This window comes from Streptomyces sp. NPDC041968 (assembly GCF_055589025.1).
Window position 1 is genome coordinate 198,480 of sequence record NZ_JBVJCB010000008.1, and the last position, 26,689, is coordinate 225,168.

General features: G+C 72.7%; 25 protein-coding genes and 2 pseudogenes. 18 read left to right on the plus strand and 9 right to left on the minus strand.

Going from position 1 to position 26,689, the window contains the following annotated elements; all coding sequences use genetic code 11:
* Positions 1–142 precede the first annotated feature (142 nt).
* The 9 genes from infC (at position 143) to ACZ6EG_RS21000 (ending at position 10,006) form a co-directional block, all read left to right on the plus strand.
* A complete protein-coding gene (infC, locus tag ACZ6EG_RS20960) occupies positions 143–805 on the plus strand; it encodes a translation initiation factor IF-3 (protein ID WP_356606209.1) in 663 nt (220 codons plus the stop codon).
* 108 nt (positions 806–913) lie between these two features.
* Positions 914–1,108: a 50S ribosomal protein L35 gene (gene rpmI, locus ACZ6EG_RS20965; protein ID WP_003977225.1), complete on the plus strand. Its 195-nt coding sequence runs from the start codon at positions 914–916 to the stop codon at positions 1,106–1,108.
* A gap of 100 nt (positions 1,109–1,208) precedes the next feature.
* Entirely contained in the window at positions 1,209–1,592 is a 384-nt protein-coding gene (gene rplT, locus ACZ6EG_RS20970; RefSeq protein ID WP_053128232.1) for a 50S ribosomal protein L20, read from the plus strand.
* A 179-nt stretch (positions 1,593–1,771) separates the two neighbouring features.
* Positions 1,772–2,620, plus strand: a complete 849-nt coding sequence (locus tag ACZ6EG_RS20975; RefSeq protein WP_469606483.1) for a TrmH family RNA methyltransferase — start codon at positions 1,772–1,774, stop codon at positions 2,618–2,620.
* A gap of 50 nt (positions 2,621–2,670) precedes the next feature.
* Positions 2,671–3,810 carry a sensor histidine kinase gene (locus ACZ6EG_RS20980; RefSeq protein WP_391970262.1) on the plus strand — a complete coding sequence of 380 codons (1,140 nt, stop codon included), beginning with the start codon at positions 2,671–2,673 and terminating at the stop codon, positions 3,808–3,810.
* Positions 3,811–3,947: 137 nt separating this feature from the next.
* Positions 3,948–5,069, plus strand: coding sequence for a phenylalanine--tRNA ligase subunit alpha (pheS, locus tag ACZ6EG_RS20985; RefSeq protein WP_469606487.1), 1,122 nt, complete (start codon positions 3,948–3,950; stop codon positions 5,067–5,069).
* On the plus strand, positions 5,069–7,582 hold the full coding sequence (gene pheT / locus ACZ6EG_RS20990) for a phenylalanine--tRNA ligase subunit beta (protein WP_469606490.1): 2,514 nt from the start codon (positions 5,069–5,071) through the stop codon (positions 7,580–7,582). Before pheS ends, pheT begins: the two co-directional genes overlap by 1 nt.
* A gap of 403 nt (positions 7,583–7,985) precedes the next feature.
* Positions 7,986–9,326, plus strand: coding sequence for a transcriptional regulator (locus ACZ6EG_RS20995; protein WP_356605853.1), 1,341 nt, complete (start codon positions 7,986–7,988; stop codon positions 9,324–9,326).
* A 116-nt stretch (positions 9,327–9,442) separates the two neighbouring features.
* Positions 9,443–10,006 carry an NUDIX domain-containing protein gene (locus tag ACZ6EG_RS21000; protein ID WP_469606495.1) on the plus strand — a complete coding sequence of 188 codons (564 nt, stop codon included), beginning with the start codon at positions 9,443–9,445 and terminating at the stop codon, positions 10,004–10,006.
* Between the two features lie 10 nt (positions 10,007–10,016).
* Here the strand turns inward: ACZ6EG_RS21000 and ACZ6EG_RS21005 are convergent, their stop codons facing one another.
* Both ACZ6EG_RS21005 and ACZ6EG_RS21010 read right to left on the minus strand, forming a co-directional pair.
* The gene (locus ACZ6EG_RS21005) at positions 10,017–10,274 is read right to left on the minus strand and encodes a hypothetical protein (protein WP_356605849.1); all 258 of its coding nucleotides are present in this window, start codon (positions 10,272–10,274) and stop codon (positions 10,017–10,019) included.
* Positions 10,275–10,474: 200 nt separating this feature from the next.
* Positions 10,475–11,347, minus strand: coding sequence for a 3-hydroxybutyryl-CoA dehydrogenase (locus ACZ6EG_RS21010; protein ID WP_391970266.1), 873 nt, complete (start codon positions 11,345–11,347; stop codon positions 10,475–10,477).
* A gap of 177 nt (positions 11,348–11,524) precedes the next feature.
* Here ACZ6EG_RS21010 and ACZ6EG_RS21015 point away from each other — a divergent pair, with 177 nt between their 5' ends.
* Positions 11,525–12,835, plus strand: coding sequence for a glycoside hydrolase family 10-like protein (locus tag ACZ6EG_RS21015; RefSeq protein WP_391970267.1), 1,311 nt, complete (start codon positions 11,525–11,527; stop codon positions 12,833–12,835).
* Here ACZ6EG_RS21015 and ACZ6EG_RS21020 read toward each other — a convergent pair.
* Positions 12,832–13,026, minus strand: coding sequence for a DUF1918 domain-containing protein (locus ACZ6EG_RS21020; protein WP_356605843.1), 195 nt, complete (start codon positions 13,024–13,026; stop codon positions 12,832–12,834). The genes ACZ6EG_RS21015 and ACZ6EG_RS21020 overlap by 4 nt on opposite strands.
* A gap of 28 nt (positions 13,027–13,054) precedes the next feature.
* Positions 13,055–14,038: a DMT family transporter gene (locus ACZ6EG_RS21025; RefSeq protein ID WP_391970268.1), complete on the minus strand. Its 984-nt coding sequence runs from the start codon at positions 14,036–14,038 to the stop codon at positions 13,055–13,057.
* On the opposite strand from ACZ6EG_RS21025, the gene ACZ6EG_RS21030 reads away from it, so the two are divergent.
* Together ACZ6EG_RS21030 and ACZ6EG_RS21035 are read left to right on the plus strand one after the other, a co-directional pair.
* Positions 14,037–15,473 carry an aminotransferase-like domain-containing protein gene (locus tag ACZ6EG_RS21030; protein WP_391970269.1) on the plus strand — a complete coding sequence of 479 codons (1,437 nt, stop codon included), beginning with the start codon at positions 14,037–14,039 and terminating at the stop codon, positions 15,471–15,473. The genes ACZ6EG_RS21025 and ACZ6EG_RS21030 overlap by 2 nt on opposite strands.
* A 93-nt stretch (positions 15,474–15,566) precedes the next feature.
* Positions 15,567–16,187 (plus strand): histidine phosphatase family protein, encoded by a 621-nt coding sequence (locus tag ACZ6EG_RS21035; protein ID WP_391970270.1) that lies wholly within the window; start codon positions 15,567–15,569, stop codon positions 16,185–16,187.
* Here ACZ6EG_RS21035 and ACZ6EG_RS21040 read toward each other — a convergent pair.
* Positions 16,093–16,602 (minus strand): DUF6314 family protein, encoded by a 510-nt coding sequence (locus tag ACZ6EG_RS21040; protein ID WP_391970271.1) that lies wholly within the window; start codon positions 16,600–16,602, stop codon positions 16,093–16,095. The two genes, ACZ6EG_RS21035 and ACZ6EG_RS21040, sit on opposite strands and share 95 nt — an antisense overlap.
* Before the next feature lie 139 nt (positions 16,603–16,741).
* Between ACZ6EG_RS21040 and ACZ6EG_RS21045 the strand changes: the two genes are divergently transcribed.
* A complete protein-coding gene (locus tag ACZ6EG_RS21045; RefSeq protein WP_469606504.1) occupies positions 16,742–19,216 on the plus strand; it encodes an alpha-L-arabinofuranosidase C-terminal domain-containing protein in 2,475 nt (824 codons plus the stop codon).
* 89 nt (positions 19,217–19,305) lie between these two features.
* Here the strand turns inward: ACZ6EG_RS21045 and ACZ6EG_RS21050 are convergent.
* Both ACZ6EG_RS21050 and ACZ6EG_RS21055 read right to left on the minus strand, forming a co-directional pair.
* Positions 19,306–19,759, minus strand: a pseudogene (locus ACZ6EG_RS21050) (MarR family transcriptional regulator).
* Positions 19,756–20,273, minus strand: a pseudogene (locus tag ACZ6EG_RS21055) (MarR family winged helix-turn-helix transcriptional regulator). The pseudogenes ACZ6EG_RS21050 and ACZ6EG_RS21055 overlap by 4 nt, the downstream one beginning before the upstream one ends.
* A gap of 22 nt (positions 20,274–20,295) precedes the next feature.
* Between ACZ6EG_RS21055 and argC the strand changes: the two are divergent.
* From argC to ACZ6EG_RS21080, 5 genes are read left to right on the plus strand one after another with little or no spacing between them, the layout of a single operon-like run.
* Positions 20,296–21,324, plus strand: a complete 1,029-nt coding sequence (gene argC / locus ACZ6EG_RS21060) for an N-acetyl-gamma-glutamyl-phosphate reductase (protein ID WP_469606507.1) — start codon at positions 20,296–20,298, stop codon at positions 21,322–21,324.
* Positions 21,321–22,472 carry a bifunctional glutamate N-acetyltransferase/amino-acid acetyltransferase ArgJ gene (argJ, locus tag ACZ6EG_RS21065; RefSeq protein ID WP_391970274.1) on the plus strand — a complete coding sequence of 384 codons (1,152 nt, stop codon included), beginning with the start codon at positions 21,321–21,323 and terminating at the stop codon, positions 22,470–22,472. Before argC ends, argJ begins: the two co-directional genes overlap by 4 nt.
* A complete protein-coding gene (argB, locus tag ACZ6EG_RS21070) occupies positions 22,469–23,377 on the plus strand; it encodes an acetylglutamate kinase (protein WP_361012392.1) in 909 nt (302 codons plus the stop codon). Before argJ ends, argB begins: the two co-directional genes overlap by 4 nt.
* 17 nt (positions 23,378–23,394) lie before the next feature.
* On the plus strand, positions 23,395–24,603 hold the full coding sequence (locus ACZ6EG_RS21075) for an acetylornithine transaminase (protein ID WP_391970412.1): 1,209 nt from the start codon (positions 23,395–23,397) through the stop codon (positions 24,601–24,603).
* A 7-nt stretch (positions 24,604–24,610) separates the two neighbouring features.
* On the plus strand, positions 24,611–25,150 hold the full coding sequence (locus tag ACZ6EG_RS21080; RefSeq protein WP_391970275.1) for an arginine repressor: 540 nt from the start codon (positions 24,611–24,613) through the stop codon (positions 25,148–25,150).
* A 313-nt stretch (positions 25,151–25,463) separates the two neighbouring features.
* Here the strand turns inward: ACZ6EG_RS21080 and ACZ6EG_RS21085 are convergent, their stop codons facing one another.
* Together ACZ6EG_RS21085 and ACZ6EG_RS21090 are read right to left on the minus strand one after the other, a co-directional pair.
* Complete coding sequence (locus ACZ6EG_RS21085; RefSeq protein WP_469606761.1) at positions 25,464–26,198, minus strand: FAD:protein FMN transferase; 735 nt, start codon at positions 26,196–26,198, stop codon at positions 25,464–25,466.
* 55 nt (positions 26,199–26,253) lie between these two features.
* The coding region (locus ACZ6EG_RS21090) for an FMN-binding protein (RefSeq protein WP_469606513.1) at positions 26,254–26,689 on the minus strand (436 nt) is incomplete at its 5' end.

A 26,689-nucleotide genomic window follows, 5' to 3' on the forward strand; every position in this document is an offset into this window, starting at 1 on the left:
GCGGTGCTCCGGTAGCAGTTCAAGGAGCCCCGCCTGTGATCGTCCGGGGCATTTTTGTTGCGCCGTCGCGGTTAGGTCTATCGAACACAGACGTTACGCGGCTGTCCGCCAGACCGTCGCGTGGTGCTACCGAGGAGGATCCATCAGCGCCGAGCCCCGCATCAACGACCGGATTCGCGTTCCCGAGGTGCGACTTGTCGGTCCCAGCGGCGAGCAGGTCGGGATTGTCCCGCTTGCCAAGGCCCTGGAGCTTGCGCAGGAGTACGACCTCGATCTCGTAGAGGTCGCGGCGAACGCCCGTCCGCCCGTGTGCAAGCTCATGGACTACGGGAAGTTCAAGTACGAGTCGGCCATGAAGGCCCGTGAGGCGCGCAAGAACCAGGCGCACACGGTCATCAAGGAGATGAAGCTCCGGCCGAAGATCGACCCGCACGACTATGACACCAAGAAGGGTCACGTCGTTCGGTTCCTCAAGCAGGGCGACAAGGTCAAGATCACGATCATGTTCCGTGGTCGCGAGCAGTCCCGGCCGGAGCTCGGCTACCGACTGCTGCAGCGTCTCGCGGAGGACGTGGCCGACCTCGGGTTCGTGGAGTCGAACCCGAAGCAGGACGGCCGCAACATGATCATGGTCCTCGGTCCGCACAAGAAGAAGACCGAGGCGATGGCCGAGGCTCGCCAGGCGCAGGAAGCCCGCAAGGCGGACGCGAAGGCCAACCCCGGCAAGTCGCAGAACGCCGCGGAGGCCGACGACGTCGACGAGGTGGATGCCGAGGCTCCGGCCGAGGCTCCCGCCGAGGCGTGACTCCGGGGGGCCCAGGTCCCCAGGACGTAACCGATACAAGCGACGCTCCACCGTGCCCGGTTTCACGACCGGGCACCGGAGCGCCACCGACGAGGAGAGAACGGCGCTATGCCGAAGAACAAGTCGCACAGCGGTGCCAGCAAGCGCTTCAAGATCACCGGCTCCGGCAAGGTGCTCCGTGAGCGCGCCGGCAAGCGCCACCTGCTCGAGCACAAGTCGTCCCGCGTGACGCGTCGCCTCACCGGCAACGCCGAGATGGCCCCGGGCGACGCCGCGAAGATCAAGAAGCTTCTCGGCAAGTGACGTCACGGCGCCCTCTCTGAGCGCCGTACGTCTGGACCGGGACCCCATCGATACCGGGCCGCGTGAGCATCCCCGCGGCCCCGCTACAAGGAGTTAACAAGTGGCACGCGTCAAGCGGGCAGTCAACGCCCACAAGAAGCGCCGGGCGATCCTCGAGCAGGCCTCCGGTTACCGCGGTCAGCGTTCGCGCCTGTACCGCAAGGCCAAGGAGCAGGTCACCCACTCGCTGGTCTACAACTACAACGACCGCAAGAAGCGCAAGGGTGACTTCCGCCAGCTGTGGATCCAGCGCATCAACGCCGCTGCCCGCGCCAACGGCATCACGTACAACCGCTTCATCCAGGGTCTGAAGGCCGCCAACATCGAGGTGGACCGCAAGATCCTGGCCGACCTGGCCGTCAACGACGCCGCCGCGTTCGCCGCGCTCGTCGAGGTCGCCCAGAAGGCGCTGCCGAGCGACGTCAACGCGCCGAAGGCCGCGTGACGCTGCGCCGGCTGTGAGCCGACGTCGAAGGACCCGCAGGCTTCGAGCCTGCGGGTCCTTCGATTGCCGCCCGGCGCACCGTCCTCGTCCGCGGGTGCGTCGTGGCTGGTCGCGCAGTTCCCCGCGCCCCCGAGGGGCGCGCCCGCACCCGGCGACTACTTGTGAAGGTGAAGAATCGCATGCGCCCCGCCGCTCCCGAGCTGATCTCCCCCCGTTCCCCCCGGGTCGTCGCCGCGCGGCGGCTGGCGAAGCGGAACTTCCGGGGGAAGGAGCGGCTGTTCCTCGCCGAGGGGCCGCAGGCCGTGCGGGAGGCCGCGGGGTACGAGGACACCCTCGTCGAGGTGTTCGCCACCGTCGAGGCCGCCGAGCGCTACGCCGACATCATCGGCGCCGCCCGCGAGGCGGGCGCCCGGGTCCACCTCGCCGCCGAGCAGGTGATCGAGGACATCTCCACCACCGTCACCCCGCAGGGCCTGGTCGGGGTCTGCCGGTTCCTGGACACCCCCTTCGACGAGATCCTCGCCGCCCGCCCGAAGCTGGTCGCCGTCCTCGCCCACGTCCGCGACCCCGGCAACGCCGGCACCGTACTGCGCTGCGCCGACGCCGCCGGCGCCGAGGCGGTCGTCCTCACCGACGCCTCCGTCGACCTGTACAACCCCAAGGCCGTCCGTGCCTCCGTCGGCTCCCTGTTCCACCTGCCGGTCGCCGTCGGCGTACCCGTCGAGCACGCCGTCGCCGGCCTCCGGGACGCCGGTGTGCGGATCCTCGCCGCCGACGGCGCGGGCGAGCACGACCTCGACGCCGAACTGGACGAGGGCACCATGGGCGGCCCCACCGCCTGGGTCTTCGGCAACGAGGCCTGGGGGCTCCCGGAGGAGACCCGGGCGCTCGCCGACGCCGTGCTGCGCGTCCCGATCCACGGGAAGGCCGAGAGTCTGAACCTCGCGACCGCCGCCGCCGTATGTCTCTACGCGTCGGCGCGTGCACAGCGCGCCGCCGGAGGGTGCCGCTCCGTCACCAAGGACTAGTAGGGTGACCAGCTCAAGGCCCCTGAGCGGTTGAGAGGTGGGGTACGGGGATGAGCGTCGGCACGAGCAGTGCACCGGGAGCACGCCAGGCGCCGCGTCCGCCCGCGCCCCGCGCACCCGGCGACCTCGCCGACCTCGGCATCGGCTCCGACCAGCTGCCCGACGGCCTCGTCGTCGCGGACGAGCGGGGCCGCGTCGTCTGCTTCAACGCCGCCGCCGCGCGCATCACGGCGGTCGCCGCGGCCGACGCCCTCGGACAGCCGCTGGAGAAGGCCCTCCCCCTGGAGGACCTGGAGGGCCGCCGCTGGTGGCAGCTGACCGACCCCTACGGCGGCCTCGCCATCCGCGTGGGCCAGCCCGAACGCAATCTCCTGCTGCCCGGCGGCCGGGAGGTCCTCGTCTCCGCCCGCTACGTCCGTACCGAGCCCACCGGGCCCGTCCACCGCGTCGTCGTCACCCTGCGCGACACCGAGGCCCGCCGCCGTACCGAACGCAGCCACGCCGAGCTGATCGCCACCGTCGCCCACGAACTGCGCTCGCCGCTCACCTCCGTCAAGGGCTTCACGGCCACCCTGCTGGCCAAGTGGGAGCGGTTCACCGACGATCAGAAGCGGCTGATGCTGGAGACCGTGGACGCCGACGCCGACCGCGTCACCCGGCTCATCGCCGAGCTGCTGGACATCTCCCGCATCGACTCGGGCCGGCTGGAGGTCCGCCGCCAGCCCGTGGACATCGGCGCCGCCGTCGGCCGCCACATCCAGGCGTACGTCGCCGCAGGCCAGGAGGCCGACCGCTTCCTGCTCCGCGTCTCCCAGCCGCTGCCCGACCTGTGGGCCGACCCCGACAAGGTCGACCAGGTGCTGGGCAACCTGCTCGAAAACGCGGTGCGCCACGGCGAGGGAACCGTCACCATTGACGTCACGCCCACGGCGTCCCCCCGCGAGGGAGAGGACATCGGCACGTCGGTCACGGTGAGCGACGAAGGGGCCGGCATCCCGGAGGAGTCCATGAACCGCGTCTTCACCCGCTTCTGGCGGGGCAGCAAGCGCGGTGGCACCGGCCTCGGGCTGTACATCGTCAAGGGCATCGTCGAGGCCCACGGCGGCACCATCACGGTCGGCCGCGCCCCCGGCGGCGGCGCCGAGTTCCGATTTACGTTGCCCGTGGCGGCCCCGGCCTACCTGGCCTGAGCGGCCCCACGGGCGCGGTCGCGTTCCACAGCCCCGTTAGACTCGGTCTTTGGCACCTTTGCGTCCAGCTCCGCAGACCATCGTCTCCGGACCGTAGACGGGGCGTCCCAGCCAGCCAATCGGAAGCACGGGAAGAGATGTCGGCACCGAATAAGTCGTACGACCCTGTCGAGGTCGAGGCGTTGAAACCGGAAGAGATCGAGCGCATGCGGGACGAGGCGCTCGCCGCCTTCGCCGCAGCGGGCTCCCTCGACGCGCTCCAGGAGGCGAAGGTCGCCCACACCGGCGGCACCTCCCCGCTGGCGCTGGCCAACCGCGAGATCGGCGCCCTGCCGCCGCAGGCCAAGGCCGAGGCCGGCAAGCGCGTCGGCATGGCCCGCGGCGCCGTGAACAAGGCCCTCGCGGCCCGCCAGGAGGAGCTGGAGGCCGAGCGGGACGCGCGGGTCCTGGTCGAGGAGGCCGTGGACGTCACGCTGCCCTACGACCGGGTGCCGGCCGGCGCCCGGCACCCCCTCACCACGCTCTCCGAGCGCATCGAGGACGTCTTCACGGCCATGGGCTACGAGGTCGCCGAGGGCCCCGAGGCCGAGGCCGAGTGGTTCAACTTCGACGCCCTCAACATCGGCCCGGACCACCCGGCCCGCGGCGAGGCCGACACCTTCTTCGTCCAGGGTCCGGACGGCGGCGGCGACTCCTGCGTCGTGCTGCGCACCCACACCTCGCCGGTGCAGATCCGCTCCGCGCTCGACCGCGAGCTGCCGGTCTACGTGATCTGCCCCGGCCGCGTGTACCGCACCGACGAGCTGGACGCCACGCACACCCCCGTCTTCCACCAGGTCGAGCTGCTCGCCATCGACGAGGGCCTGACCATGGCGGACCTCAAGGGCACCCTGGACCACATGGTCCAGTCACTGTTCGGCGCGGAGATGAAGACCCGGCTGCGGCCGAACTTCTTCCCCTTCACCGAGCCGTCCGCCGAGATGGACATGCTCTGCTACGTCTGCAAGGGCGCGTCCGTCGGCAATCCCGACCGGCCCTGCCGCACCTGCTCCAGCGAGGGCTGGATCGAGCTGGGCGGCTGCGGCATGGTCAACCCGCGGGTGCTCACCGCCTGCGGCGTCGACCCGGAGAAGTACAGCGGCTTCGCCTTCGGGTTCGGCATCGAGCGGATGCTGATGTTCCGCCACAACGTCGAGGACATGCGAGACATGGTCGAGGGTGACGTCCGGTTCACCCGGCCGTTCGGGATGGAGATCTGATGCGGGTCCCGCTTTCCTGGCTGCGGGAGTACGTCGACCTGCCGGCCACGCAGACCGGCCGCGACGTGCAGGCCAAGTTGATTTCGGCCGGCCTGGAGGTCGAGACCGTCGAGCACCTCGGCGCCGACCTCAAGGGCCCCCTCGTCGTCGGCCAGGTCCTCACCATCGAGGAGCTGGAGGGCTTCAAGAAGCCGATCCGCTTCTGCACCGTCGACGTCGGACAGGCCAACGGCACGGGTGAACCGCAGGAGATCGTCTGCGGCGCCCGCAACTTCGCCGTCGGCGACAAGGTCGTCGTGGTCCTCCCCGGCGCCACCCTGCCGGGCGGCTTCTCGATCTCCGCCCGCAAGACGTACGGCAAGACGTCCCACGGCATGATCTGCTCCGGCGACGAGCTGGGCATGGGCGACGACGGCAGCCACGGCATCATCGTGCTGCCGCCCGAGACCGAGGTCGGCAAGGACGCCATCGAGCTGCTCGAACTGGTCGACGAGGTGCTGGACATCGCCGTCACCGCCAACCGCGGCGACTGCCTGTCCATCCGCGGCGTCGCCCGCGAGACCGCCATCGCCTACGGCCTGCCGCTGCGCGACCCGGCGCTGCTCGACGTGCCCGCCCCGAACGCCTACGGCTACCCGGTGAAGATCGCCGACCCGACCGGCTGCGACCGCTTCACCGCCCGCACGGTCACCGGGCTCAGCGCCGAGGCGCGCTCCCCGATCTGGCTCCAGCGCCGGCTCCAGAAGGTCGGCATGCGCCCGATCTCGCTCGCCGTCGACGTCACCAACTACGTGATGATGGAGCTCGGCCAGCCCCTGCACGCCTACGACCGCTCCCTGGTCCAGGGCACCATCGGTGTGCGCCGTGCCGAGGAGGGCGAGAGGATCGTCACCCTCGACGGCGTCGAGCGGAAGCTGCACACCGAGGACCTGGTCATCACCGACGACCGCGGCCCGATCGGCCTCGCCGGTGTCATGGGCGGCGCCCACACGGAGATCGCCGACCACGGGGACGCCGACAGCGCGACGAGTGACGTGGTCATCGAGGCCGCCCACTTCGACCAGGTGGCCATCGCGCGCACCGCCCGCCGGCACAAGCTGTCCTCCGAGGCGTCCCGCCGCTTCGAGCGCGGCGTCGACCCGCAGGCCGCCGCCGCTGCCGCGCAGCGCACCGTCGACCTGCTGGTGCTCCTCGCGGGCGGCACCGCCGAGTCCGGCGTCACGGAGCTCAGCGCCCCACCGGTGCCGCACACCATCAGCGTCCCGGCCGACCACCCGGACAAGGTCGCGGGTGTGACCTACGGCCGCGAGACCGTCGTACGCCGCCTCCAGGAGGTCGGCTGCGACGTGTACGGGCAGGACGAGCTGATCGTCACCGTCCCGTCCTGGCGGCCGGACCTCGCCGACCCCAACGACCTCGCCGAGGAGGTCATCCGCCTGGAGGGCTACGAGAACCTGCCCGCCACGCTGCCGAGGCCCTCCGCCGGCCGCGGCCTCACCGCCCGCCAGCGCCTGCACCGCCGCGTCGGACGCGCCCTGGCCGGCGCCGGGTACGTCGAGGCGCCGAACTACCCGTTCGTCAGCGAGCAGGTCTTCGACCAGCTCGGACTGGACGCCGACGACCCGGCCCGCCGCGTCGTGAAGCTGGTCAACCCGCTCAGCGACGAGGAGCCCGCGCTGCGGACCTCGCTGCTGCCGGGCCTGCTCGGCGCGCTGCGGCGCAACGACGGCCGGGGCTCGCACGACCTCGCGCTGTTCGAGACCGGCCTGGTCTTCCACCCGCGCGACGAGCGGCGCGTCGCCGCGAACCTGCCCGTGGACCGACGGCCCGACGCCGACGACCTCGCCGCGCTGGACGCCGCGCTGCCCGACCAGCCGCGGCACGTCGCCGTCGTCCTGGCCGGCGCCCGTGAGCAGGCCGGCTGGTGGGGCAAGGGCCGCCCGGCCGACTGGGCCGACGCGGTCGAGGCCGCCCGCACCGTCGCCCGCGAGGCCGGCGCCGAACTGGGCACCCGCAAGGGCCAGTACGGGCCCTGGCACCCGGGCCGCTGCGCCGAGCTGACCCTCACGGTGGACGGTGCGGAGCGGGTCGTCGGGCACGCCGGTGAGCTGCACCCGCGCGTGCTGAAGACGCTCGGACTGCCCGCGCGCAGCTGCGCGATGGAACTCGACCTCGACGCGGTGCAGCGGGCCGGGGACGACACCCCGCAGGCGCCGGGCATCTCCACGTTCCCGGTCGCCACGCAGGACGTCGCCCTGGTCGTCGACGCCTTCGTGCCGGCGGCCGACGTCGAGGCGGCGCTGCGCGAGGGCGCCGGCGAACTGCTGGAGTCGATCCGGCTGTTCGACGTCTACGACAACGCGGAGCAGCTCGGCGAGGGGCGCAAGTCCCTCGCGTACGCGCTGCGCTTCCGCGCGCAGGACCGGACGCTGACGGTCGACGAGGCGTCGGCTGCCCGCGATGCGGCGGTCGCCCTCGCGGGCGAGCGGGTCGGAGCGGCGCTGCGCAGCTAGGCGGTGCCCCCAAGGAGCGGGGGGCTTCCGCCGGTCCGGCGGCCGCGGGTACGCCGTGGTCGCCCGCGCAGTTCCCCGCGCCCCTCACAGGGCGCGGGGAACTGCGCGACCAGCCGCAGCGGACCTGCGGCCGACAACGCACCGCAATCCTCCACGCGACCGGCGGAGCCGTCCGCCCCGCCACGGAGTGTCGGGCAGGCAACGGGGCGGACGGCGGTAGCGGGCCGCCGCACTGTACGAGGGGGAGCCGGCGGCCCGGCCGGCCTCTTTCGAGGCAGCTCAGTCAACCGGCCCGGAACTCTCCGCGACAGCGCGCACACGGTACGGATGCGCGTACTCCGTTCACACCCCGTGTGAGTACCGACGCACTACGCTGTCGGCACCGAATCACCGGGGGGCATCCATGCAGCCCAACACCCTGCTCGACGCGATCCTGGACGAGGCCGGAATCTCGCACGCGGGACTGGCCGCGCACGTCAACCAGGCGGGGCGGGCACGCGGGCTCGCCCTGAGATACGAACACACCGCCGTCGCGCGGTGGTTGAAGGGCCAGCGTCCGCGCGGCCAGGTGCCCGACCTGATCTGCGAGGTCCTCGCGTCCCGGCTGCACCGCCCCGTCACCCTGGACGACATCGGGCTCGGCGTGCCCGGGGAACCGGCCGCCCCGCACACCGGCTCCCTCTCCGGGTTCGTGGAGCGCGCGACCGCCCTGTGGCGCTCCGACCAGCAGCAGCGCCCGCACATCCTCGGCGCCCCCGCGCTCACCGGCACACCGGCCGTGATGCCCGTGTGGGAGTGGGAGAACCCGCCCGAGGACGTGGACGTCTCCCGCGGGGGCCGGCACCGGGTCACCCCGGCCGACCTGGAGATGCTGCGCTGCGCGCGCGCCCACTACGAGCAGCTCTACCGCAAGGCCGGCGGCATAGCGACCCGCGCCCGCATCGTCGGCTTCCTCAACTCCGAGGCCGCCCCCCTGCTGCGCGGCGGCTACACCGACGCCACCGGCCGCCAGCTCCACCGGGCCACCGGAGGACTGGTCGCGGTCGCCGGCATCTGCGCGTACGACTCCGACGCGCACGGGCTGGCCCAGCGCTACTTCCACCAGGCCCTGCGGCTCGCCAAGGCCAGCGGGGACCGGGGCCTGGGCGCCTACGTCATCGCGCTGCTGGTCAACCAGGCGCTGTTCATGCGGGAGTACCGCCAGGCCGTCGCCTTCGCCGAGGCCGCCCTGCGCGCCGCCGGCCGGCACATCACCCCCGCCCTCGCCTCCGACCTCTACGCGATGCAGGCCAAGGCGTACGCTCACCTCGGCGACGGCACGAGCGCCCTGTCCTGCATCCGGCGGGCCGAGCAGGCCGCCGAGCGCATCCGCCGCGGGTACGAACCCGACGAGACCGGCTATGTCCAGCCCGGCCTGGTCAACGTGCAGGTGGCCGAGGCCCTGTTGAGCCTCGGGGAACTCGCGGCGGCCGGCGAGCACGCCGCGGCGGCCGTCGACAACCCCGCGCACGACCGGGGCCGAGTGCACCGGCTCGCCATGCTCAGCACCATCGAACTGCGCCGGGGCAACGCCGACAAGGCGGTGGCCACCGCGGTGCAGATGGCCGAACAGGCCCGGGGCATGGAGTCCCAGCGCCTGCGCGACCGACTCCGCGCGGTGCGCGAGCACCTGGTGCGCAGCGGCGGCGCGGGCACGGCCGAGGCCGCCGAACTCATCGACGGAGCCCTGCGCGTACCGCTCTGACACCCCCGCCCGGGGCCCGCTGCGCCACCCCTGCGCCCCGAGCGGCCGCCGTGCGCCTGCTGTCGAGCCGTTCCTGCTGCGATATTGCCACCTACTCAAGGAAAGGTGGCAGAACCGTGCAGTGGACGAAACAGAGCGAACAAAATGTGTACGCAAACCGCTGGTTCAGCGTCAACCTCGCTGATGTCGCGCTCCCGGACGGCCGGCATCTCGACCACTTCCTCATACGCATGCGCCCGGTGGCCGTGGCCACGGTCGTGAACGCCGCGGGCGAGGTGCTCCTGCTGTGGCGGCACCGCTTCATCACCGACAGCTGGGGCTGGGAACTCGCGGCCGGCGTCGTCGAGGAGGGCGAGGACGTCGCGGCGGCGGCGGCCAGGGAACTGGAGGAGGAGACCGGCTGGCGGCCGGGACCGCTGCGCCACCTCATGAGCGTGGAGCCGGCCAACGGGCTCACCGACGCCCGGCACCACATCTACTGGGCCGAGGAGGGCACGTACGTCGGACACCCCGTGGACGACTTCGAGTCGGACCGCCGCGAGTGGGTCCCTCTCAAGCTCGTTCCCGACCTGGTCGCCCGGGGGGAGGTCCCGGCCGCGAACATGGCGGCCGCGTTACTCCTGCTGCACCACCTCAGGCTCGGGCAGGACGGCCCGCCCGGCCCGGACGGCATGGCCTGACGTCCGGGGCTCAGCGGCCGAGGGCCTGCCAGACCGCCACCACCAGGGAGCCCACGGCCGTGACGACCGCGACCGAGGGCAGCGGCCAGCGGGCGTGCTCCAGGGTGGTCAGCCGTGCGTTCAGCTCGCTCAGCTCCTTGGCGGTCTCCTCGGTGCGGTGGGAGAGCAGAGCCAGCCCGCCCTCGACGCGGGCGTAGGCCACGTCCAGCCGGCGTCGTAACTCCGCGAGTTCTCCCTGGGCGACGGAATGCTCGGGATCGGCGGTCACGAAACCGCTCCTTTCCGTAGTCGTCTCACGTCCCTTGCATGTGCATGGTGAGTCAACCCGCCTGGTGGGCGCATGGGGAGAGTGTGCGAAAGGCATATGCGGGCCCGGAGCGCACACGCCGTGTGAACGCCGCGGGCCCGGCACCTCGTCAGGTGCCGGGCCCGCGCAGCGTCACTCTGCGTGTCAGCCGTACAAGCGTGTCAGCCGTAGGAGTAGAAGCCCGAGCCGCTCTTGCGGCCGAGGCGGCCCGCGTCGACCATGCGCTGGAGCAGCGGGGGAGCGGCGTACAGCGGCTCCTTGTACTCCTCGTACATCGAGTACGCGACCGAGGCGACCGTGTCCAGGCCGATCAGGTCCGACAGCTTCAGCGGGCCCATCGGGTGGGCGCAGCCCATCTCCATGCCGTTGTCGATGTCCTCGCGGCTGGCGATGCCCGACTCGAACATCCGGATCGCGGAGAGGAGGTACGGGATCAGCAGCGCGTTGACCACGAAGCCCGAGCGGTCCTGGGCCCGGATCGCGTGCTTGCCGAGCACCTTCTCCGTGAAGAGCTGCGCCCGGCTGAGCGTGCCCTCGGAGGTGGTGAGCGCCGGGATCAGCTCGACGAGCTGCTGCACCGGGGCCGGATTGAAGAAGTGGATGCCGATCACGTGGTCGGGCCGCGAGGTGGCGACCGCCAGCTTCACCAGCGGGATCGAGGAGGTGTTGGAGGCGAGGATCGCGTCCGGCCGGGTCACCACCTGGTCGAGGACCTGGAAGATCTCGGTCTTGACCTGCTCGTTCTCGACGACGGCCTCGATCACCAGATCACGGTCGGCGAACTCGCCGAGGTCGGTGGTGAAGCTCAGGCGCGCCTGCGTCGCGTCCCGCTCCTCGTCGGTGATCTTGCCGCGCTCGGCGGCCTTGGTGAGCGAGTTGTACAACCGGGTCCGGCCGATCTCCAGCGCCTCGCCGGTGGTCTCGGCGACCATCACGTCCAGACCGGAGCGGGCGCACACCTCGGCGATGCCCGCTCCCATCTGACCGCAGCCCACCACGCCGACGCGTGTGATATCTCCCGAGATGCCGGTCACATCGTCCCTTTCGCTGACTCCACGGCTGTGGCAGCAGACGTGCCGGGGTCCCCGTCGTCTGCTCCGATCGAGCACGTTACCCCCGAATGGTCACGGATCCGTCTCCCGGGTCGGGCATGCTGAGGGCCCGTGCACGATCCGTGACCGTACGGATCCACAGCGTTCAGGAGGTTTCCCATGGGCCGTGTCTCGCGTCGGGCGTTCGCGGTGGCGGCGTTGTCGGCGTTCACCATGGCGCCGCGCGCGTCGGCGGCGCCGGACTCACCGGTCGCTTCCACCCCGCCCGCGGCGCCGGTGCCGCTCGCGGGAGCGCCCGCGAGCCGCGCCGTCACCGGGATGCGCGGGATGTGGCTGGCCACCGTCGCCAACCGCGACTGGCCCACCCGCGCGGGGCTGCGCGCGGGCGAGCAGCGCGCCGAACTGGTCGCACTGCTCGACGCGGCGGTCCGGCAGGGACTCAACACGGTCATCTTCCAGGTGCGTCCCACGGCCGACGCGCTGTGGCCGTCCGCCCATGAGCCGTGGTCGGAGTACCTGTCCGGCAGCCAGGGCCGCGACCCGGGCTGGGACCCGCTGGGCACGGCCGTCGAGGAGGCCCACGCCCGGGGGCTGGAGCTGCACGCCTGGTTCAACCCCTACCGCGTCGCCACCCACGACAACCCGGCGCACCTGGTGCCCTCCCACCCCGCGCGGAAGAACCCGGGCTGGGTGGTGCCCTACGGCGGGAAGCTCTACTACAACCCGGGGCTGCCCGAGGTCCGGGCCTTCGTCCAGGACGCGATGATGGACGCGGTGGAGAAGTACGCCGTGGACGGCGTCCACTTCGACGACTACTTCTACCCCTATCCGGTGGCGGGCCAGAGCTTCGCCGACGGCGGCACCTACAGCACCTACGGCGGTGACTTCGCCACCAAGGCCGCCTGGCGCCGACAGAACATCGACCTGCTGGTGCGCGAGACGGCCGCCCGGGTCAAGAAGATCCGGCCGACCGCCCGCTTCGGGGTCAGCCCGTTCGGGGTGTGGCGCAACGCGGCCACCGACGCGAAGGGCTCCGACACCAGGGCCGGCGTGCAGACGTACGACGACCTGCACGCCGACACCCGCAAGTGGGTGCGCGAGGGCTGGATCGACTACATCGTGCCGCAGCTGTACTGGCACACCGGCCTCGCGGCCGCCGACTACGCGAAGCTGGTCCCCTGGTGGGCGGAGGTCGCCAAGGGCAGCCGCACCCAGCTGTACATCGGCGAGGCGCTGTACAAGGCCGGCGATCCGGCGCAGCCCGCCGCCTGGCAGGATCCGGCCGAGCTGTCCCGCCACCTCACGCTGGCGCGGAACCATCCCGAGGTGCGCGGGCACGTCTTCTTCTCGGCGAAGGAGGTGGCCGAGGACCGGATCGGGGCGATGGCGCGGGTGAGCGCCGACCACTACGGCACGCCGGCGGCACGCCACCGGCCGCACCGGCCGGGAATCCCGGCCGGCCGGTTCTAGAGCTGGATCTCCCGGTGCCGGATCTCGGAGTCGGGGCCGGGTGAGCACACGGCCTCGTGGCCGTCCTCGAAGCGGACCCGGTACGGGGGAGCGCCTTGCGCGCCCATGACTTCCACGATCTCCGCGACCTTGTCGTGCTCACCCACCACCCTGCCGTGCTGGATCAGCTGGTCGCCCTTGGTTGCGTGCATCCGTGAGGCCTCCTCACCTGTGTGCCGCTCAACCCCGGGCCCGCTGGGTGACCGCGATGCACACCAGGACCGCCGCGGCCGTCAGGGGAGCGGCCACCGTCAGGTGCTCGCCCAGGAGAAGTACCGACCACACCAGTGTGAGCAGCGGCTGGGCCAGCTGCAACTGGCTGGCCTTCGGGATACCGATGGCCGCCATGCCCCGGTACCAGACGACCAGGCCGAGGAACTGCGAGCCGACCGCCACCCAGAGCAGCCCGCTCACGCTGTGCGCGGTCAGGTGCACCGGTTCGAACGACAGGGCCACGGCGGCCATGGGCACGGTCAGCGGCAGGCACAGCACCAGCGCCCAGCCGATGACCTGCCACCCCGGCATCACCCGGGCCAGCCGGCCGCCCTCCGTGTAGCCGGCCGCGCACACCAGCAGCGCCGCGAACAGGTACGCGTCCGCCGCCGTGAGGGCGCCCCCGCTCTGCTGCACGGTGAAGGCGACCACGGCCGCCGCGCCGGCCAGCGCGGCCAACCAGAAGCCGCGCGAGGGCCGGCTGCCGGTGCGCAGCGCGGACAGCAGGGCGGTGGTCAGCGGGAGCAGGCCGACCACGACGGCGGCGTGCGCGGTGGTCGAGGTCCGCAGGGCGAGCGTGGTCAGCAGGGGGAAGCCCAGGACGACCCCCGCGCCCACCACCGCGAGCCCGAACCAGTGCCGCCGCTCCGGCAGTCGTACCCTGCCCCACGCTCGGCTTCGCTCGCGCGGGGGGACCCCCACCGCCAGCAGGCAGCCACCGGCGATCACCGCGGCGAGGATGCTGCGCACGGCGATCAGCGACCACGGGCCGAAGCCCTCCAGGCCCCAGGCGGTGGCGGGGAAGGTGAGGGAGAAGGCCACGACGCCGAGGGCGGCCTGGAGCGTGCCGAGGGACCTGGTGCCGACGGCCCGGTCCGGATCGCCGACAGTCGGCTGTGAATCGCCGACTGCTATCGGTGACGATGCGGTAGCGCTACTCTGTGCTCTCATGCACGAGCGTAGCAGTACCTCTGAGCTGGTGAACAAGCTGCGACGGGAACTCGACCGCTACTCACCCGGCGGAAAGCTCCCGTCCAGCCGGGTCCTGGTCGACCGGTTCCGGGTGAGCCCGGTGACCGTCTCCCGCGCCCTGGCGCAGCTGGCCGCCGAGGGGCTCGTGGTCACCCGCCCCGGCGCCGGCGCCTACCGGGCCGGGCCGCGCCCCTCGGCCGCACCCGCCGGGGACACCTCCTGGCAGGAGGTCACGCTCAGCGCCGACGGCGCCGCCGACCTCGTACCGCGCTCGGTCGACGCCTCCGGGGTCCTGGTCTCGCTGGCCGCGCCGCCGCCCGGGGTGGTGGAGTTCAACGGCGGTTATCTGCACCCCTCGCTCCAGCCGGAGCGGGCGATGGCGGCGGCCCTGTCCCGGGCCGGACGGCGTCCCGGTGCGTGGGGCCGGCCGCCCATGGAAGGACTGCCGGAGCTGCGGGAGTGGTTCGCGCGCAGCGTCGGCGGGGCCATCACGGCGGCCGAGGTGCTGATCACGGCGGGCGGCCAGTCCGCCCTGACCACCGCCCTGCGCGCGCTCGCCCCGCCCGGCGCCCCCGTCCTCGTCGAGTCCCCGACCTACCCCGGCATGCTGGCCATCGCGCGGGCGGCCGGCCTGCGCCCGGTGCCGGTCCCGGTGGACGCGGACGGTGTGCGGCCGGCCCTGCTCGCCGACGCCTTCCGGGCGACCGGCGCCCGCGTCTTCGTCTGCCAGCCCCTGTTCCAGAACCCGACCGGTGCCGTGCTCGCCCCCGAGCGGCGCGGCGAGGTGCTGCGCATCGCCCGCGAGGCCGGCGCCTTCGTCGTCGAGGACGACTTCGTACGGCGGCTGGTGCACGAGGACGCGGGCCCGCTTCCCGCCCCGCTCGCCGCCGACGACCCCGACGGCGTCGTCGTCCACGTCTGCTCGTTGACGAAGGCGACCTCGCCCAGTTTCCGGGTGAGCGCCCTGGCCGCGCGGGGGCCGGTGCTGGAGCGGCTGCGGGCCATCCAGATCGTCGACACCTTCTTCGTGCCCCGCCCGCTCCAGGAAGCGGCGCTGGAGCTCGTCGGCTCGCCCGCCTGGCCCCGCCACCTGCGGGCCATCTCGGCGGAGTTGAAGGCCCGCCGGGACGCGATGACCTCCGCGCTGCGGCTGCACCTGCCCGAGGTGTCCCTGCCCCACGTCCCCTCCGGCGGCTACCACCTGTGGCCGCGCCTGCCCGAGGGCACGGACGAGGCCGCGCTCACCTCGGCGGCCCTGCGCGCGGGCGTCGCCATCACCCCGGGCCGCCCGTACTTCAGCGCCGAACCGCCCGCCGCCCATCTCCGGCTGAGCTTCGCGGCGGTCGCGGGCACCGGGGAGATCGCGGAAGGGGTGCGGCGGCTGCGCACGGCCTGTACCGAGGTGTGGGGCTGACGGGCCGGGGCCGGGGCCGGCCGGTGCGACCTCTTCGACGACCCGCAGGTAACACCTCTTGACCTGCGCACCCGTGCGCAGCACCATCACCGCATGGCGCTTCGGGTCACGTTCGTGGCGGCCGCACGCGGCTCACCGCTGCTCGCGGAGCGGTTCGAGGACGACCGGCCCCTGGACCAGGCCGGCTGGGACGAGGTGCTGCGCGTCGCCGGCGATCTGCTGCCGCTCGCGGCGGCCGAGCTGCGCTACTGCTCGCCCACGCCCCGCAGCCGTGCCACCGGGGATGCCCTGGGCTGTGCTCCGCTGGTGCAACTCGCCCTGCGCGACTGCGACATGGGCCGCTGGCGCGGGATGACCCTGGGCGAGGCCATGGCGCGTGAGCCGGGGACCGTCGACGCCTGGCTCGCCGACCCCCGCGCGGCCCCGCACGGCGGGGAATCGCTCCTCGCGTTCATCACCCGGGTCGGCGGCTGGCTCGACACGCGTCCCGGCGAGGACGGCGACCGCATCGTCGCGGTGGCCGAACCGTCCGTGATCCGGGCCGCGCTGGTGTACGTGCTGAGGGCGCCGCCCGCGACGTACTGGAACCTGGACGTCCGCCCGCTGTCCGCGAGCACCGTCACCGGTCGTGCGGGCCGCTGGAACCTCCGCTTCGAAGGGGGCCGCGCCCCGTGGCCGGGGAACGCGGACCCGCCCGGACGTAGTCCGTGGTGAGCAGCAGGTCCTTGGCCGGGCCGCCCACCCGCCACACGGTCCGCCAACGGTCCCGGTCCCGGACGGTGAACTCGCCCCGGTAGAGGTCGGCGGCGCACGGGTGGTCGGCCACGTGGCGTCCCGTGGTCAGGTCCAGGTCGTGGAAGGGCCGGCCGTCCGCGAAGCGCACGTCGGCGGTGCCCGGAGCGGCTCCCGGCTCGTAGCGCAGGGTCCGCTCGGCGGGGCGGGTCACGCCCTGCCAGGTGAAGGCGCCGGACTCCCGGCTCAGCAGACCGCCGCCGGCCAGTGCGCCGAAATCCGTGTCCCCCTCGAAGCGGCCCTCCGCGCCGCTCGCCAGGTCGCGCACCGACCGCTCGGTGCGCCACCGGCCCGCGAGATACGCCAGCACATCCGGTACCGGCCACAACTCGCCCATTTCCACCCGCTTTCCGTCTCCAGGCCCCTGGTGTGCCGCGCGACCCATTGACGCGCCCCCACCCCCTCCCTATCTTGCCGTTCGAAGTGCTGACCAATGTCCGATATTTCGAACGACCTAAGAGAGTCGCGGAGCATCCATGTCACGCACCCGCTGGAGACTCGGTCTCAGCGTCACCGCCCTCCTGGCGGCCTCGGCCCTGCTGCCGTCGCCGGCCCACGCGGAGGCCGTCACCGACTACGCGATCACCGTCGACCCGTCCGCCGAGGGCGCCGCGATCGACGACTCGATGTACGGCGTCTTCTACGAGGACATCAACCGGGCGGCCGACGGAGGTCTGTACGCCGAGCTCGTGCAGAACCGGTCCTTCGAGTACACGACCGCCGACAACGCCTCCTACACGCCGCTCACCTCCTGGACGGTCGACGGCCCGGCCGAGGTCGTGAACGACGCCGGACGCCTCAACGAGCGCAACCGCACCTACCTCTCCCTCGGAGCCGGTTCGTCCGTCACCAACGCCGGCTACAACACCGGCGTCCGGATGGAGAAGGGCGAGAGGTACGACTTCTCGGTGTGGGCCCGCGCCGAGGGCGGCACCACGCTCACCGTCACCCTGCGGGACGCCGCCGGCACCCTCGCGAAGGTGCGTCAGGTGGCCGCCGAGGGGGAGTGGCGCAAGTACACCGCCACCTTCACCGCGACCCGCACCAGCAACCGCGGCCGGCTCGCCGTCGCCACCACCGCCCCCGCCGCACTCGACATGGTGTCCCTCTTCCCCCGCGACACCTACAAGGGGCAGCCAGGCGGCCTGCGCAGGGACCTCGCGGAGAAGATCGAGGCCCTGAACCCCGGCTTCCTGCGCTTCCCCGGCGGCTGCCTGGTCAACACCGGCTCGATGGAGGACTACAGCGAGGAGAGCGGCTGGCAGCGCGAGCGCAGCTACCAGTGGAAGGACACCATCGGGCCGGTCGAGGAACGCGCCACCAACGCCAACTTCTGGGGCTACAACCAGAGCTACGGCCTCGGCTACTACGAGTACTTCCGCTTCGCCGAGGACATCGGCGCCATGCCGCTGCCCGTGGTCCCCGCCCTGGTCACCGGCTGCGGCCAGAACAAGGCCACCGACGACGCCGCACTCCTGAAGCGGCACATCCAGGACACCCTGGACCTCATCGAGTTCGCCAACGGCCCCCGCACCAGCGAGTGGGGCGCCAAGCGGGCCGAGATGGGCCACCCGCGGCCCTTCGGCCTCACCCACGTCGGCGTCGGCAACGAGGAGAACCTGCCCCGGGAGTTCATGGCCCGCTTCAAGGAGTTCCGCACCGCGATCGAGGCGCGGTACCCGGACATCACGGTCGTCTCCAACTCCGGCCCGGACGACACCGGCGCCACCTTCGACACCGCCTGGCAGCTGAACCGCGAGGCCGGCGTCGACCTGGTCGACGAGCACTACTACAACAGCCCGCAGTGGTTCCTGCAGAACAACGACCGCTACGACACGTACGACAGGAACGGCCCGAAGGTCTTCCTCGGCGAGTACGCCTCCCAGGGCAACGCCTGGAGGAACGCGCTGTCCGAGGCCGCCTTCATGACCGGCCTGGAGCGCAACGCCGACATCGTCAAGCTCGCCTCGTACGCCCCGCTGCTCGCCAACGAGGACTACGTGCAGTGGAGCCCGGACATGATCTGGTTCAACAACCACGCGTCCTGGAACTCGGCCAACTACGAGGTCCAGAAGCTCTTCATGAACAACACCGGCGACCGCGTCGTCCCCTCGCGCGCGACCGGTACGCCGGCCGTCAGCGGCCCCATCGCCGGCGCCGTCGGCCTCTCGACCTGGGCGACCAGCGCGGCCTACGACGACGTCGAGGTGACGTCGGCGGACGGCCGAACGCTCCTGTCCGACGACTTCTCCGGTGACGCCTCGCGGTGGACCCACACGGGCGCGGGCAGCTGGAGCGTGCGGGACGGCGAGTACGTCCAGACGGACGACGCCGCCGAGAACACCCTCGTCACGGCGGGCGACCCGGCCTGGCAGGACTACGACCTGCACGTGAAGGCCACCAAGAAGTCCGGCAAGGAGGGCTTCCTCGTCGCCTTCGGCGTCAAGGACACCGGCAACTACTACTGGTGGAACCTGGGCGGCTGGAACAACACCCAGTCCGCCGTGGAACAGGCCTCGGACGGCGGCAAGTCCACCCTCCTGTCGAAGGCCGGCTCGATCGAGACGGGCCGCGCCTACGACATCGACGTGAAGGTGCGGGGCCGCCAGGTGACCCTGTACCTCGACGGCCAGGAGTGGGGCAGCTTCACCGACGACAAGCCGGCCGAGCCCTTCCGCCAGATCGTCACCGAGGACGAGCGGACGGGTGAGCTGATCGTGAAGGTCGTCAACGCCCAGGACGCCGCGGCCCGCACCGCCGTCGACCTCGGCGGCGCGCAGGTCGCCTCCCGGGCCCGGGTCACCACGCTCGCCGCCGACCAGGACGCGGTGAACACGGAGACGGACACGCCGGTCACCCCGGTGACGTCGACCTTCTCGGGGGTGGCGGGGAAGTTCACGTACACCTTCCCGGCGAACTCGGTGACCTTCCTGCGGATCAGGCAGCGGTAGCGGTTCGTGCGGCCCCGGGACGGCCTCACCGGCACGCGAGGTCGTCCCGGGTCCCGCGCCCGGCGCAGTCCCGCGCGACCGCCGTGCCGTCAGGCGGTCAGCGCCGCCAGTTCCGCGTCGGCCCGTTCCGTGACCAGGGCGAGCACGCGGCACGCGGCCGTCAGTTCCTCGGCCGGGATTCCGCCCCGGATGCGGGCGGAGGCGGGGGCGACCTCCGTGGCGACGGCCGTGGGCAGTGCGCGCCCGGAGCCCGCGGGGCGCAGGTGCGCCCGTCCGCGACGAGCAGCCGCGCGGCCAGCAGCTCGTCGGCGGTGGTGCGGAGGCCCGCCGGATCGGCCTTGAGGCTCTTGCGGACCTGGACGACGAGGTCCTCCGGTGTCCTGGGGCTGCCGCGGTGACGGCCGCGCGGAGGGTGACCTGCTGCTGGAAGGTGATGCCGTGCCGGGCCAGGACGTGCTCCGGCACGGCGCGGGCTGCGTAGTGGACCAGGCCGAGGGTGCGGGCGTCCGCGACGGGGGCGGTGGTGGGTGCGTCGGTGGTCATGGTCTCGTCCCCTGAGCGCTCTGGTGATGCGGTACGGGTGGATCCAGAGGTGTGCCGAGCAGGGTCTCCAGCTCCTCGGTGAACACCCGCGTGCGCGGTGCGTCCAGGCCGCCGAGCGGCTCCGGCAGCTGCTGGGGCCGATCCCGCACGACCGTGACGGCCTGCCGGGCACGTCCCGCCCCTGCTCGGTGCGGGCCGGCTGCACGGCCCTCGGGTCGCGGGGGTCGCGGGTGCGTTCGATCAGGCCGGCCGCTTCCAGGGCGCGCGCCGGCTTGGAGACGTACCGGGCCTCCAGGCCGGAGTGGTCCGCGAGCCGGCGCTGACCGGGCCGCTCGCCCTCGCGTTGCATGCCGTACAGCGACGCCACCACCGAGTGCTGCGCGTGGGTGAGGCCCAGCGGGGCCACCGCGCGGTCGACCGCGGCCCGCCACTTGGTGAGCCGCCGCACCAGGAAGCCGGGGGTGGCCGGCGTACGGGGTGCGTTGCATAAACGTGCGCCTCTACGTATAGTCATGCCATCGAGGATGGAGGACATCATGGCGGTACGTGCGGCGGTGGCCGGAGCGAGCGGGTATGCGGGCGGTGAGCTGCTGCGCCTGCTCCTCGCGCACCCCGAGGTCGAGATCGGCGCTCTGACCGGCAACTCCAACGCGGGCCAGCGGCTCGGCACACTGCAGCCGCACCTGCTGCCGCTGGCCGACCGGGTCCTGGAGGCGACCTCCCCCGAGGTGCTGGGCGGGCACGAGGTCGTCTTCCTCGCGCTGCCGCACGGGCAGTCCGCCGCCGTCGCCGAGCAGCTCGGGCCGGACGTGCTGGTCGTGGACATGGGAGCCGACTTCCGGCTGGCGGACGCCGGTGACTGGGAGCGGTTCTACGGCTCCCCGCACGCCGGCACCTGGCCCTACGGCCTTCCCGAACTGCCGGGTGCCCGCGCCGCGCTGGAGGGGTCCAAGCGTGTCGCGGTGCCCGGTTGCTACCCGACCGCCGTGTCGCTCGCGCTCTTCCCGGCGTACGCCGCGTCGCTGGCCGAGCCGGAGGCCGTGATCGTCGCCGCGTCCGGCACCTCCGGCGCCGGCAAGGCGGCCAAGCCGCACCTGCTGGGCAGCGAGGTCATGGGCTCCATGTCGCCGTACGGGGTCGGCGGTGCCCACCGGCACACCCCCGAGATGATCCAGAACCTCGGCGCGGTCGCCGGCGAGCCCGTCACCGTCTCCTTCACCCCGACTCTCGCGCCGATGCCCCGCGGCATCCTCGCCACCTGCACCGCCAAGGCGAAGCCCGGCGTCACCGCGGACGCCGTCCGCGCGGCCTACGAGAAGGCCTTCGCCGACGAGCCCTTCGTGCACCTGCTGCCCGAGGGCCAGTGGCCCGCCACCGCGTCCGTCCACGGTTCCAACGCCGTTCAGGTCCAGGTCGCGTACGACGCCGCGGCGGGCCGCATCATCGCCATCAGCGCCATCGACAACCTGGCCAAGGGCACCGCGGGCGGTGCCGTCCAGAGCATGAACCTCGCCCTGGGTCTCGACGAGACCACGGGACTGACGACGATCGGAGTTGCGCCGTGAGTGTGACGGCAGCGAAGGGATTCACGGCGGCGGGCATCGCGGCCGGGCTCAAGGAGAGTGGCAACCCCGACCTGGCCCTCGTGGTCAACACCGGCCCCCGCCGCGCCGCCGCGGGCGTCTTCACCTCCAACCGCGTCAAGGCCGCCCCGGTCCTCTGGTCCGAGCAGGTGCTGAAGGGCGGGCAGGTGTCCGCCGTGGTCCTCAACTCCGGCGGCGCCAACGCCTGCACCGGCCCCCAGGGCTTCCAGGACACCCACGCCACCGCCGAGAAGGTCGCCGAGGTGCTCGGGACCGGGGCGGGCGAGGTCGCCGTCTGCTCGACGGGACTGATCGGCGTACTGCTGCCCATGGACAAGGTGCTGCCGGGCGTCGAGGCCGCCGCCGGGCAGCTCTCCGAGCACGGCGGCGAGAAGGCCGCCATCGCCATCAAGACCACCGACACCGTGCACAAGACGTCCGTCGTCACCAAGGACGGCTGGACCGTCGGCGGCATGGCCAAGGGCGCCGGCATGCTCGCGCCGGGCCTCGCCACCATGCTGGTCGTGCTCACCACCGACGCCGACGCCGACACCGCCGTGCTCGACCGCGCCCTGCGCGACGCCACCCGGGTCACCTTCGACCGGATCGACTCCGACGGCTGCATGTCCACCAACGACACCGTGCTGCTGCTGGCCTCCGGTGCCTCCGGCGTCACCCCCGAGTACGACGACTTCGCCGAGGCCGTGCGCACCGTCTGCGACGACCTCGGGCAGCAGCTCATCCGGGACGCCGAGGGCGCCAGCAAGGACATCAAGGTGGAGGTGGTGAACGCCGCGACCGAGGAGGACGCCGTCCAGGTGGGCCGCACCATCGCCCGCAACAACCTCCTCAAGTGCGCCCTGCACGGCGAGGACCCGAACTGGGGTCGCGTGCTCTCCGCGATCGGCACGACCTCCGCCGCCTTCGAGCCCGACCGGCTCAACGTCGCCATCAACGGCGTCGAAGTCTGCAAGAACGGCGGCGTCGGCGAGGACCGCGAACTGGTCGACATGCGCTACCGCGAGGTCCACATCGTCGCCGACCTCGCCGCCGGTGACGCCACCGCCACCATCTGGACCAACGACCTCACCGCCGACTACGTCCACGAGAACAGCGCGTACTCGTCATGAGCCAAGGACCCACGCGGAAGCACACCGCGCTCCCCAAGGCCCAGATCCTCATCGAGGCGCTGCCCTGGCTCACCCGCCACCACGGGAAGACGGTCGTCATCAAGTTCGGCGGCAACGCGATGGTGGACGAGGACCTGAAGGCCGCCTTCGCCCAGGACGTGGTCTTCCTGCGCCACGCCGGCCTCAAGCCCGTCGTCGTGCACGGCGGCGGCCCCCAGATCAGCGCCGCCCTCGACAAGCACGGCATCGTCAGCGAGTTCAAGGCCGGTCTGCGCGTCACCACCGAGGACGCCATGGACGTCGTACGGATGGTGCTGGCCGGACAGGTGCAGCGCGAACTGGTCGGCCTGCTCAACCAGCACGGACCGCTCGCCGTCGGCCTCACCGGCGAGGACGCGCACACCATCACCGCCACCAGGCACCGGCCCGAGATCGACGGCGAGCCCGTCGACATCGGCCGGGTCGGCGAGATCACCGAACTCGACACCGGTGCCATCGAGGCGCTCCTGGCCGACGGCCGCATCCCGGTCGTCTCCTCGATCGCCCGCTCCCAGGACGACGGACATGTCTACAACGTCAATGCTGATACGGCGGCTGCGGCACTCGCTGCGGCGCTCGGCGCCGAGACTCTCATGGTCCTCACCGACGTCGAGGGCCTCTACGAGGACTGGCCGAACTCCGACGAGGTGATCAGCCGCCTCACCGCGTCCCAGCTGGAGAAGCTGCTGCCGGACCTGTCCTCGGGCATGGTGCCGAAGATGGAGGGCTGCCTGCACGCCGTGCGCGGTGGCGTCACCACCGCCCGCGTCATCGACGGCCGGGTCCAGCACTCGATCCTGCTGGAGATCTTCACCGACGAGGGCATCGGCACGATGGTCGTGCCGGACGAACAGGGGGAGTCGTGAGCGACACAGGGGGAGCCGTGGGCAACGAAGAGCTGACCGAGCGCTGGCGGAGCGCGCTCATGGACAACTACGGCACACCGCGCCTGCCCCTGGTGCGCGGCGAGGGCCCCCGGCTCTGGGACGCCGACGGCAGGGAGTACCTGGACTTCGTCGGCGGCATCGCGGTCAACGCGCTCGGCCACGCCCACCCCGCGGTGGTCGAGGCGGTGAGCCGGCAGATCTCCTCCCTCGGCCACGTCTCCAACCTCTTCATCGCCGAGCCGCCCGTCCTGCTCGCCGAACGGCTGCTCCAGCGCTTCGGCCGCGACGGCAAGGTCTACTTCTGCAACTCGGGCGCCGAGGCCAACGAGGGCGCCTTCAAGATCGGCCGGCTCACCGGCCGGCCGCACATGGTCGCCACCCAGGGCGGCTTCCACGGCCGCACCATGGGCGCCCTCGCGCTGACCGGCCAGCCCGGGAAGCGGGAGCCCTTCCTGCCGCTGCCCGGTGACGTCACGCACGTGCCCTACGGCGACCCGCAGGCGCTGGCGGCCGCGGTCACCGAGGAGACCGCCCTCGTCGTCATCGAGCCGATCCAGGGCGAGAACGGTGTCGTCGTCCCGCCCCCCGGCTACCTGAAGGCGGCCCGGGCCATCACCGCCGCGACCGGTGCGCTGCTCGTCCTGGACGAGGTGCAGACCGGCATCGGCCGCACCGGGCACTGGTTCGAGTACCAGGCCCACGAGGGCGTGCTGCCGGACGTCGTCACCCTCGCCAAGGGGCTCGGCGGCGGGCTGCCGCTGGGCGCGACGGTCGCCTTCGGGCGGGCCGCCGAGTTCCTGCGTCCCGGCCACCACGGGACCACGTTCGGCGGCAACCCGGTGGCCTGCGCCGCCGGACTCGCCGTGCTCGACACCATCGCGGACGAGGGCCTGCTGGACAACGTCAAGCGGCAGAGCGAGAAGATCCGCGGCGGCGTCGAGGCGCTCGGCCACCCCTTGATCGGCCACGTCCGGGGCGCCGGACTCCTCCTGGGTATCGTGCTCACCGAGCCGCTCGCCGCGCAGGTGCAGCAGGCGGCTCAGGACGCCGGAATCCTGGTGAACGCGCCCGCGCCCGATGTCGTACGGCTGATGCCGCCGCTGAACGTCGGCGACGACGTGGTGGACGCGTTCCTCGGGGCCCTGCCCGGCATCCTTGACCAGGCCGCCCCGGCGGCCCACGGGGACGGACGATCCGGAGAATGAGACGACGATGAACCAGGCGCAGGAGCACGAGCAGACCGGCGGGGCTGCCGTACCGCAGACCCGCACCGCGCGTCACCGCCGGATCGTGGACATCCTCAACCGGCAGGCGGTGCGCTCGCAGAGCCAGCTCGCGAAACTGCTCGCCGACGACGGGCTGACCGTCACGCAGGCGACGCTCTCCCGGGACCTGGACGAGCTGAACGCGGTGAAGATCCGCAACACCGACGGCGACCTCATCTACGCGGTGCCCAGCGAGGGCGGCTTCCGCACCCCGCGGGCGCCGCTCGGGGAGTCGGCGAAGGAGGAGCGGATGCGGCGGCTCTCCGCGGAGCTGCTGATCTCCGCGGAGGCGTCGGCGAACCTCGTGGTCCTGCGGACCCCTCCGGGGGCGGCGCAGTTCCTGGCCTCCGCGATCGACCAGGCGGAACTCCACGACATCCTGGGCACGATCGCGGGTGACGACACGCTGATGCTGATCAGCCGGGAGCCGACGGGTGGGCAGGCGCTCGCGGACCATCTGCTGCGGTTGGCTCAGAACGGGCCCTGATGCGCTGCGCCGTCGCGGCCGGGTGGCGCCGGCGCCGATGCCCGACCGCGGCGGGGGTGGCTGTCGGACGCAGGGGGCGGGTGGTGCGCGGCTGGTCGCGCAGGTCCCCGCGCCCCTGAGGCGTTGCGGTCACGCCTCTGCGACGACGCACCCCGAGCCAGCCTCCCGAGGGGCCCCACCCGGGGCACCCGGGAATCCCCACCTGCGTCGTCCTGGGGCCCGCGCCGGAGTCACGGTGAGCCCGCGCCGGAGTCACCCGCGGGCCCGCGCCAGGGGCGTCCGCCCCCGGGTTTCGCCGGGGCGCCCCGCGGTCTCAGCCGAGCCACCTCGCCAGGCCCCCCGTGCACCGCACCTCGTCCTCCGAGGTCACCAGCAGCGCCTCGACCCCGTCGAGGGACTCCAGCCACCGCAGCCCCTCCCGCGCCCCCCTCGCGAAGGCCGCCGTCGCCCAGCAGTCGGCCCAGGTCAGCCGGGGGGCGACCACCGTCACCGACACCAGGTCGGTCACCGCGGAGCGCCCCGTGCGCGGATCGACGATGTGTGCGCCCCGCTCCGCCGTACCGGACGTCGCGACGGCCAGCTCGGCCGCCGCCGCGGAGACGACCGCCGCCAGCCCTCCCGGGCGCAGCGGGTCCGCCACCCCGACCCGCCACGGCCGCCCCGCGCCCGGGGTCCCGAGCACCTGGACGTCCCCGCCCCCGTTGACGTTCACGCCCGTCGCCCCGGCCGCCGCGATCCGCCGCGCGGCTCGCTCCACCGCCCAGCCCTTCACGATCCCGGTGGGATCGAGGCGGCCCCGGTACGACGTGCTGAACCAGCCGTCGCTCACCCGCTCCGCCTCCACGGCCAGCTCCAGCACCTCGGCCACCTCGGGCACGCACGCGCCGACGGTCAGCTCCCCGCGGGCCAGCCGCGAGACCTGGCTGTCGGCCCGGTAGGTGCTGAACACCTCGTCCACCCGGTGCAGCCCCGCGACCGCCTCGTCCACCGCTGCCCGGACCGCCGCGGGTTCCCCGCCGCGGACGTCGAAGGAGAAGACGGTCCCCATCGCCTCCTCCACGTGACGCACCGCGGCGGGAGCCTGAGCGGACCCGGTCACGGTGTCAGCCACCGGCCCGGTCCAGTGCCGACTGGAGGGACTGCCGGTATCCGGCGCTGGTGTAGGTGGCGCCGGAGACGGCGTCGATGTCGGCGTTGCCGGCGGCGACGGCTGCCTGGTTGAGCTGGGGTACGGCGTCGGCGGTGACCTGGTCGCTGCGTCCGCCTCTGGGTGCCTGGAGGGCCTCCGCCGCGGTGACGCGCCCGCCGCTGACCGTGACCCGGACCTGCACGGGCCCGTACTGGGTCTGCGCGACGGAACCCGTGAGGGTCAGGGCCCCCCGGTCCGCACCGCCCGAGTCCTGCCCGCCCGAACCGCCCTCGGCGGACCCCGCCGCCTTGTCGAGTGCCGACTGGAGGGACTGCCGGTATCCGGCGCTGGTGTAGGTGGCGCCGGAGACGGCGTCGATGTCGGCGTTGCCGGCGGCGACGGCTGCCTGG

Excerpts from the sequence above, each read along its gene's own strand:
- pheS (WP_469606487.1), top strand. The coding sequence starts at position 3,948 with ATGTCGGCACCGAATAAGTCGTACGACCCTGTCGAGGTCGAGGCGTTG.
- ACZ6EG_RS21020 (WP_356605843.1), bottom strand. The coding sequence starts at position 13,026 with ATGCACGCAACCAAGGGCGACCAGCTGATCCAGCACGGCAGGGTGGTG.
- rpmI (WP_003977225.1), top strand. The coding sequence starts at position 914 with ATGCCGAAGAACAAGTCGCACAGCGGTGCCAGCAAGCGCTTCAAGATC.
- argC (WP_469606507.1), top strand. The coding sequence starts at position 20,296 with ATGGCGGTACGTGCGGCGGTGGCCGGAGCGAGCGGGTATGCGGGCGGT.
- ACZ6EG_RS20980 (WP_391970262.1), top strand. The coding sequence starts at position 2,671 with ATGAGCGTCGGCACGAGCAGTGCACCGGGAGCACGCCAGGCGCCGCGT.
- argB (WP_361012392.1), top strand. The coding sequence starts at position 22,469 with ATGAGCCAAGGACCCACGCGGAAGCACACCGCGCTCCCCAAGGCCCAG.
- ACZ6EG_RS21015 (WP_391970267.1), top strand. The coding sequence starts at position 11,525 with ATGGGCCGTGTCTCGCGTCGGGCGTTCGCGGTGGCGGCGTTGTCGGCG.
- ACZ6EG_RS21085 (WP_469606761.1), bottom strand. The coding sequence starts at position 26,198 with ATGGGGACCGTCTTCTCCTTCGACGTCCGCGGCGGGGAACCCGCGGCG.
- ACZ6EG_RS21035 (WP_391970270.1), top strand. The coding sequence starts at position 15,567 with ATGGCGCTTCGGGTCACGTTCGTGGCGGCCGCACGCGGCTCACCGCTG.
- ACZ6EG_RS21045 (WP_469606504.1), top strand. The coding sequence starts at position 16,742 with ATGTCACGCACCCGCTGGAGACTCGGTCTCAGCGTCACCGCCCTCCTG.
- ACZ6EG_RS20975 (WP_469606483.1), top strand. The coding sequence starts at position 1,772 with ATGCGCCCCGCCGCTCCCGAGCTGATCTCCCCCCGTTCCCCCCGGGTC.
- ACZ6EG_RS21025 (WP_391970268.1), bottom strand. The coding sequence starts at position 14,038 with ATGAGAGCACAGAGTAGCGCTACCGCATCGTCACCGATAGCAGTCGGC.
- pheT (WP_469606490.1), top strand. The coding sequence starts at position 5,069 with ATGCGGGTCCCGCTTTCCTGGCTGCGGGAGTACGTCGACCTGCCGGCC.
- ACZ6EG_RS20995 (WP_356605853.1), top strand. The coding sequence starts at position 7,986 with ATGCAGCCCAACACCCTGCTCGACGCGATCCTGGACGAGGCCGGAATC.
- ACZ6EG_RS21080 (WP_391970275.1), top strand. The coding sequence starts at position 24,611 with ATGAACCAGGCGCAGGAGCACGAGCAGACCGGCGGGGCTGCCGTACCG.
- ACZ6EG_RS21030 (WP_391970269.1), top strand. The coding sequence starts at position 14,037 with ATGCACGAGCGTAGCAGTACCTCTGAGCTGGTGAACAAGCTGCGACGG.
- ACZ6EG_RS21040 (WP_391970271.1), bottom strand. The coding sequence starts at position 16,602 with ATGGGCGAGTTGTGGCCGGTACCGGATGTGCTGGCGTATCTCGCGGGC.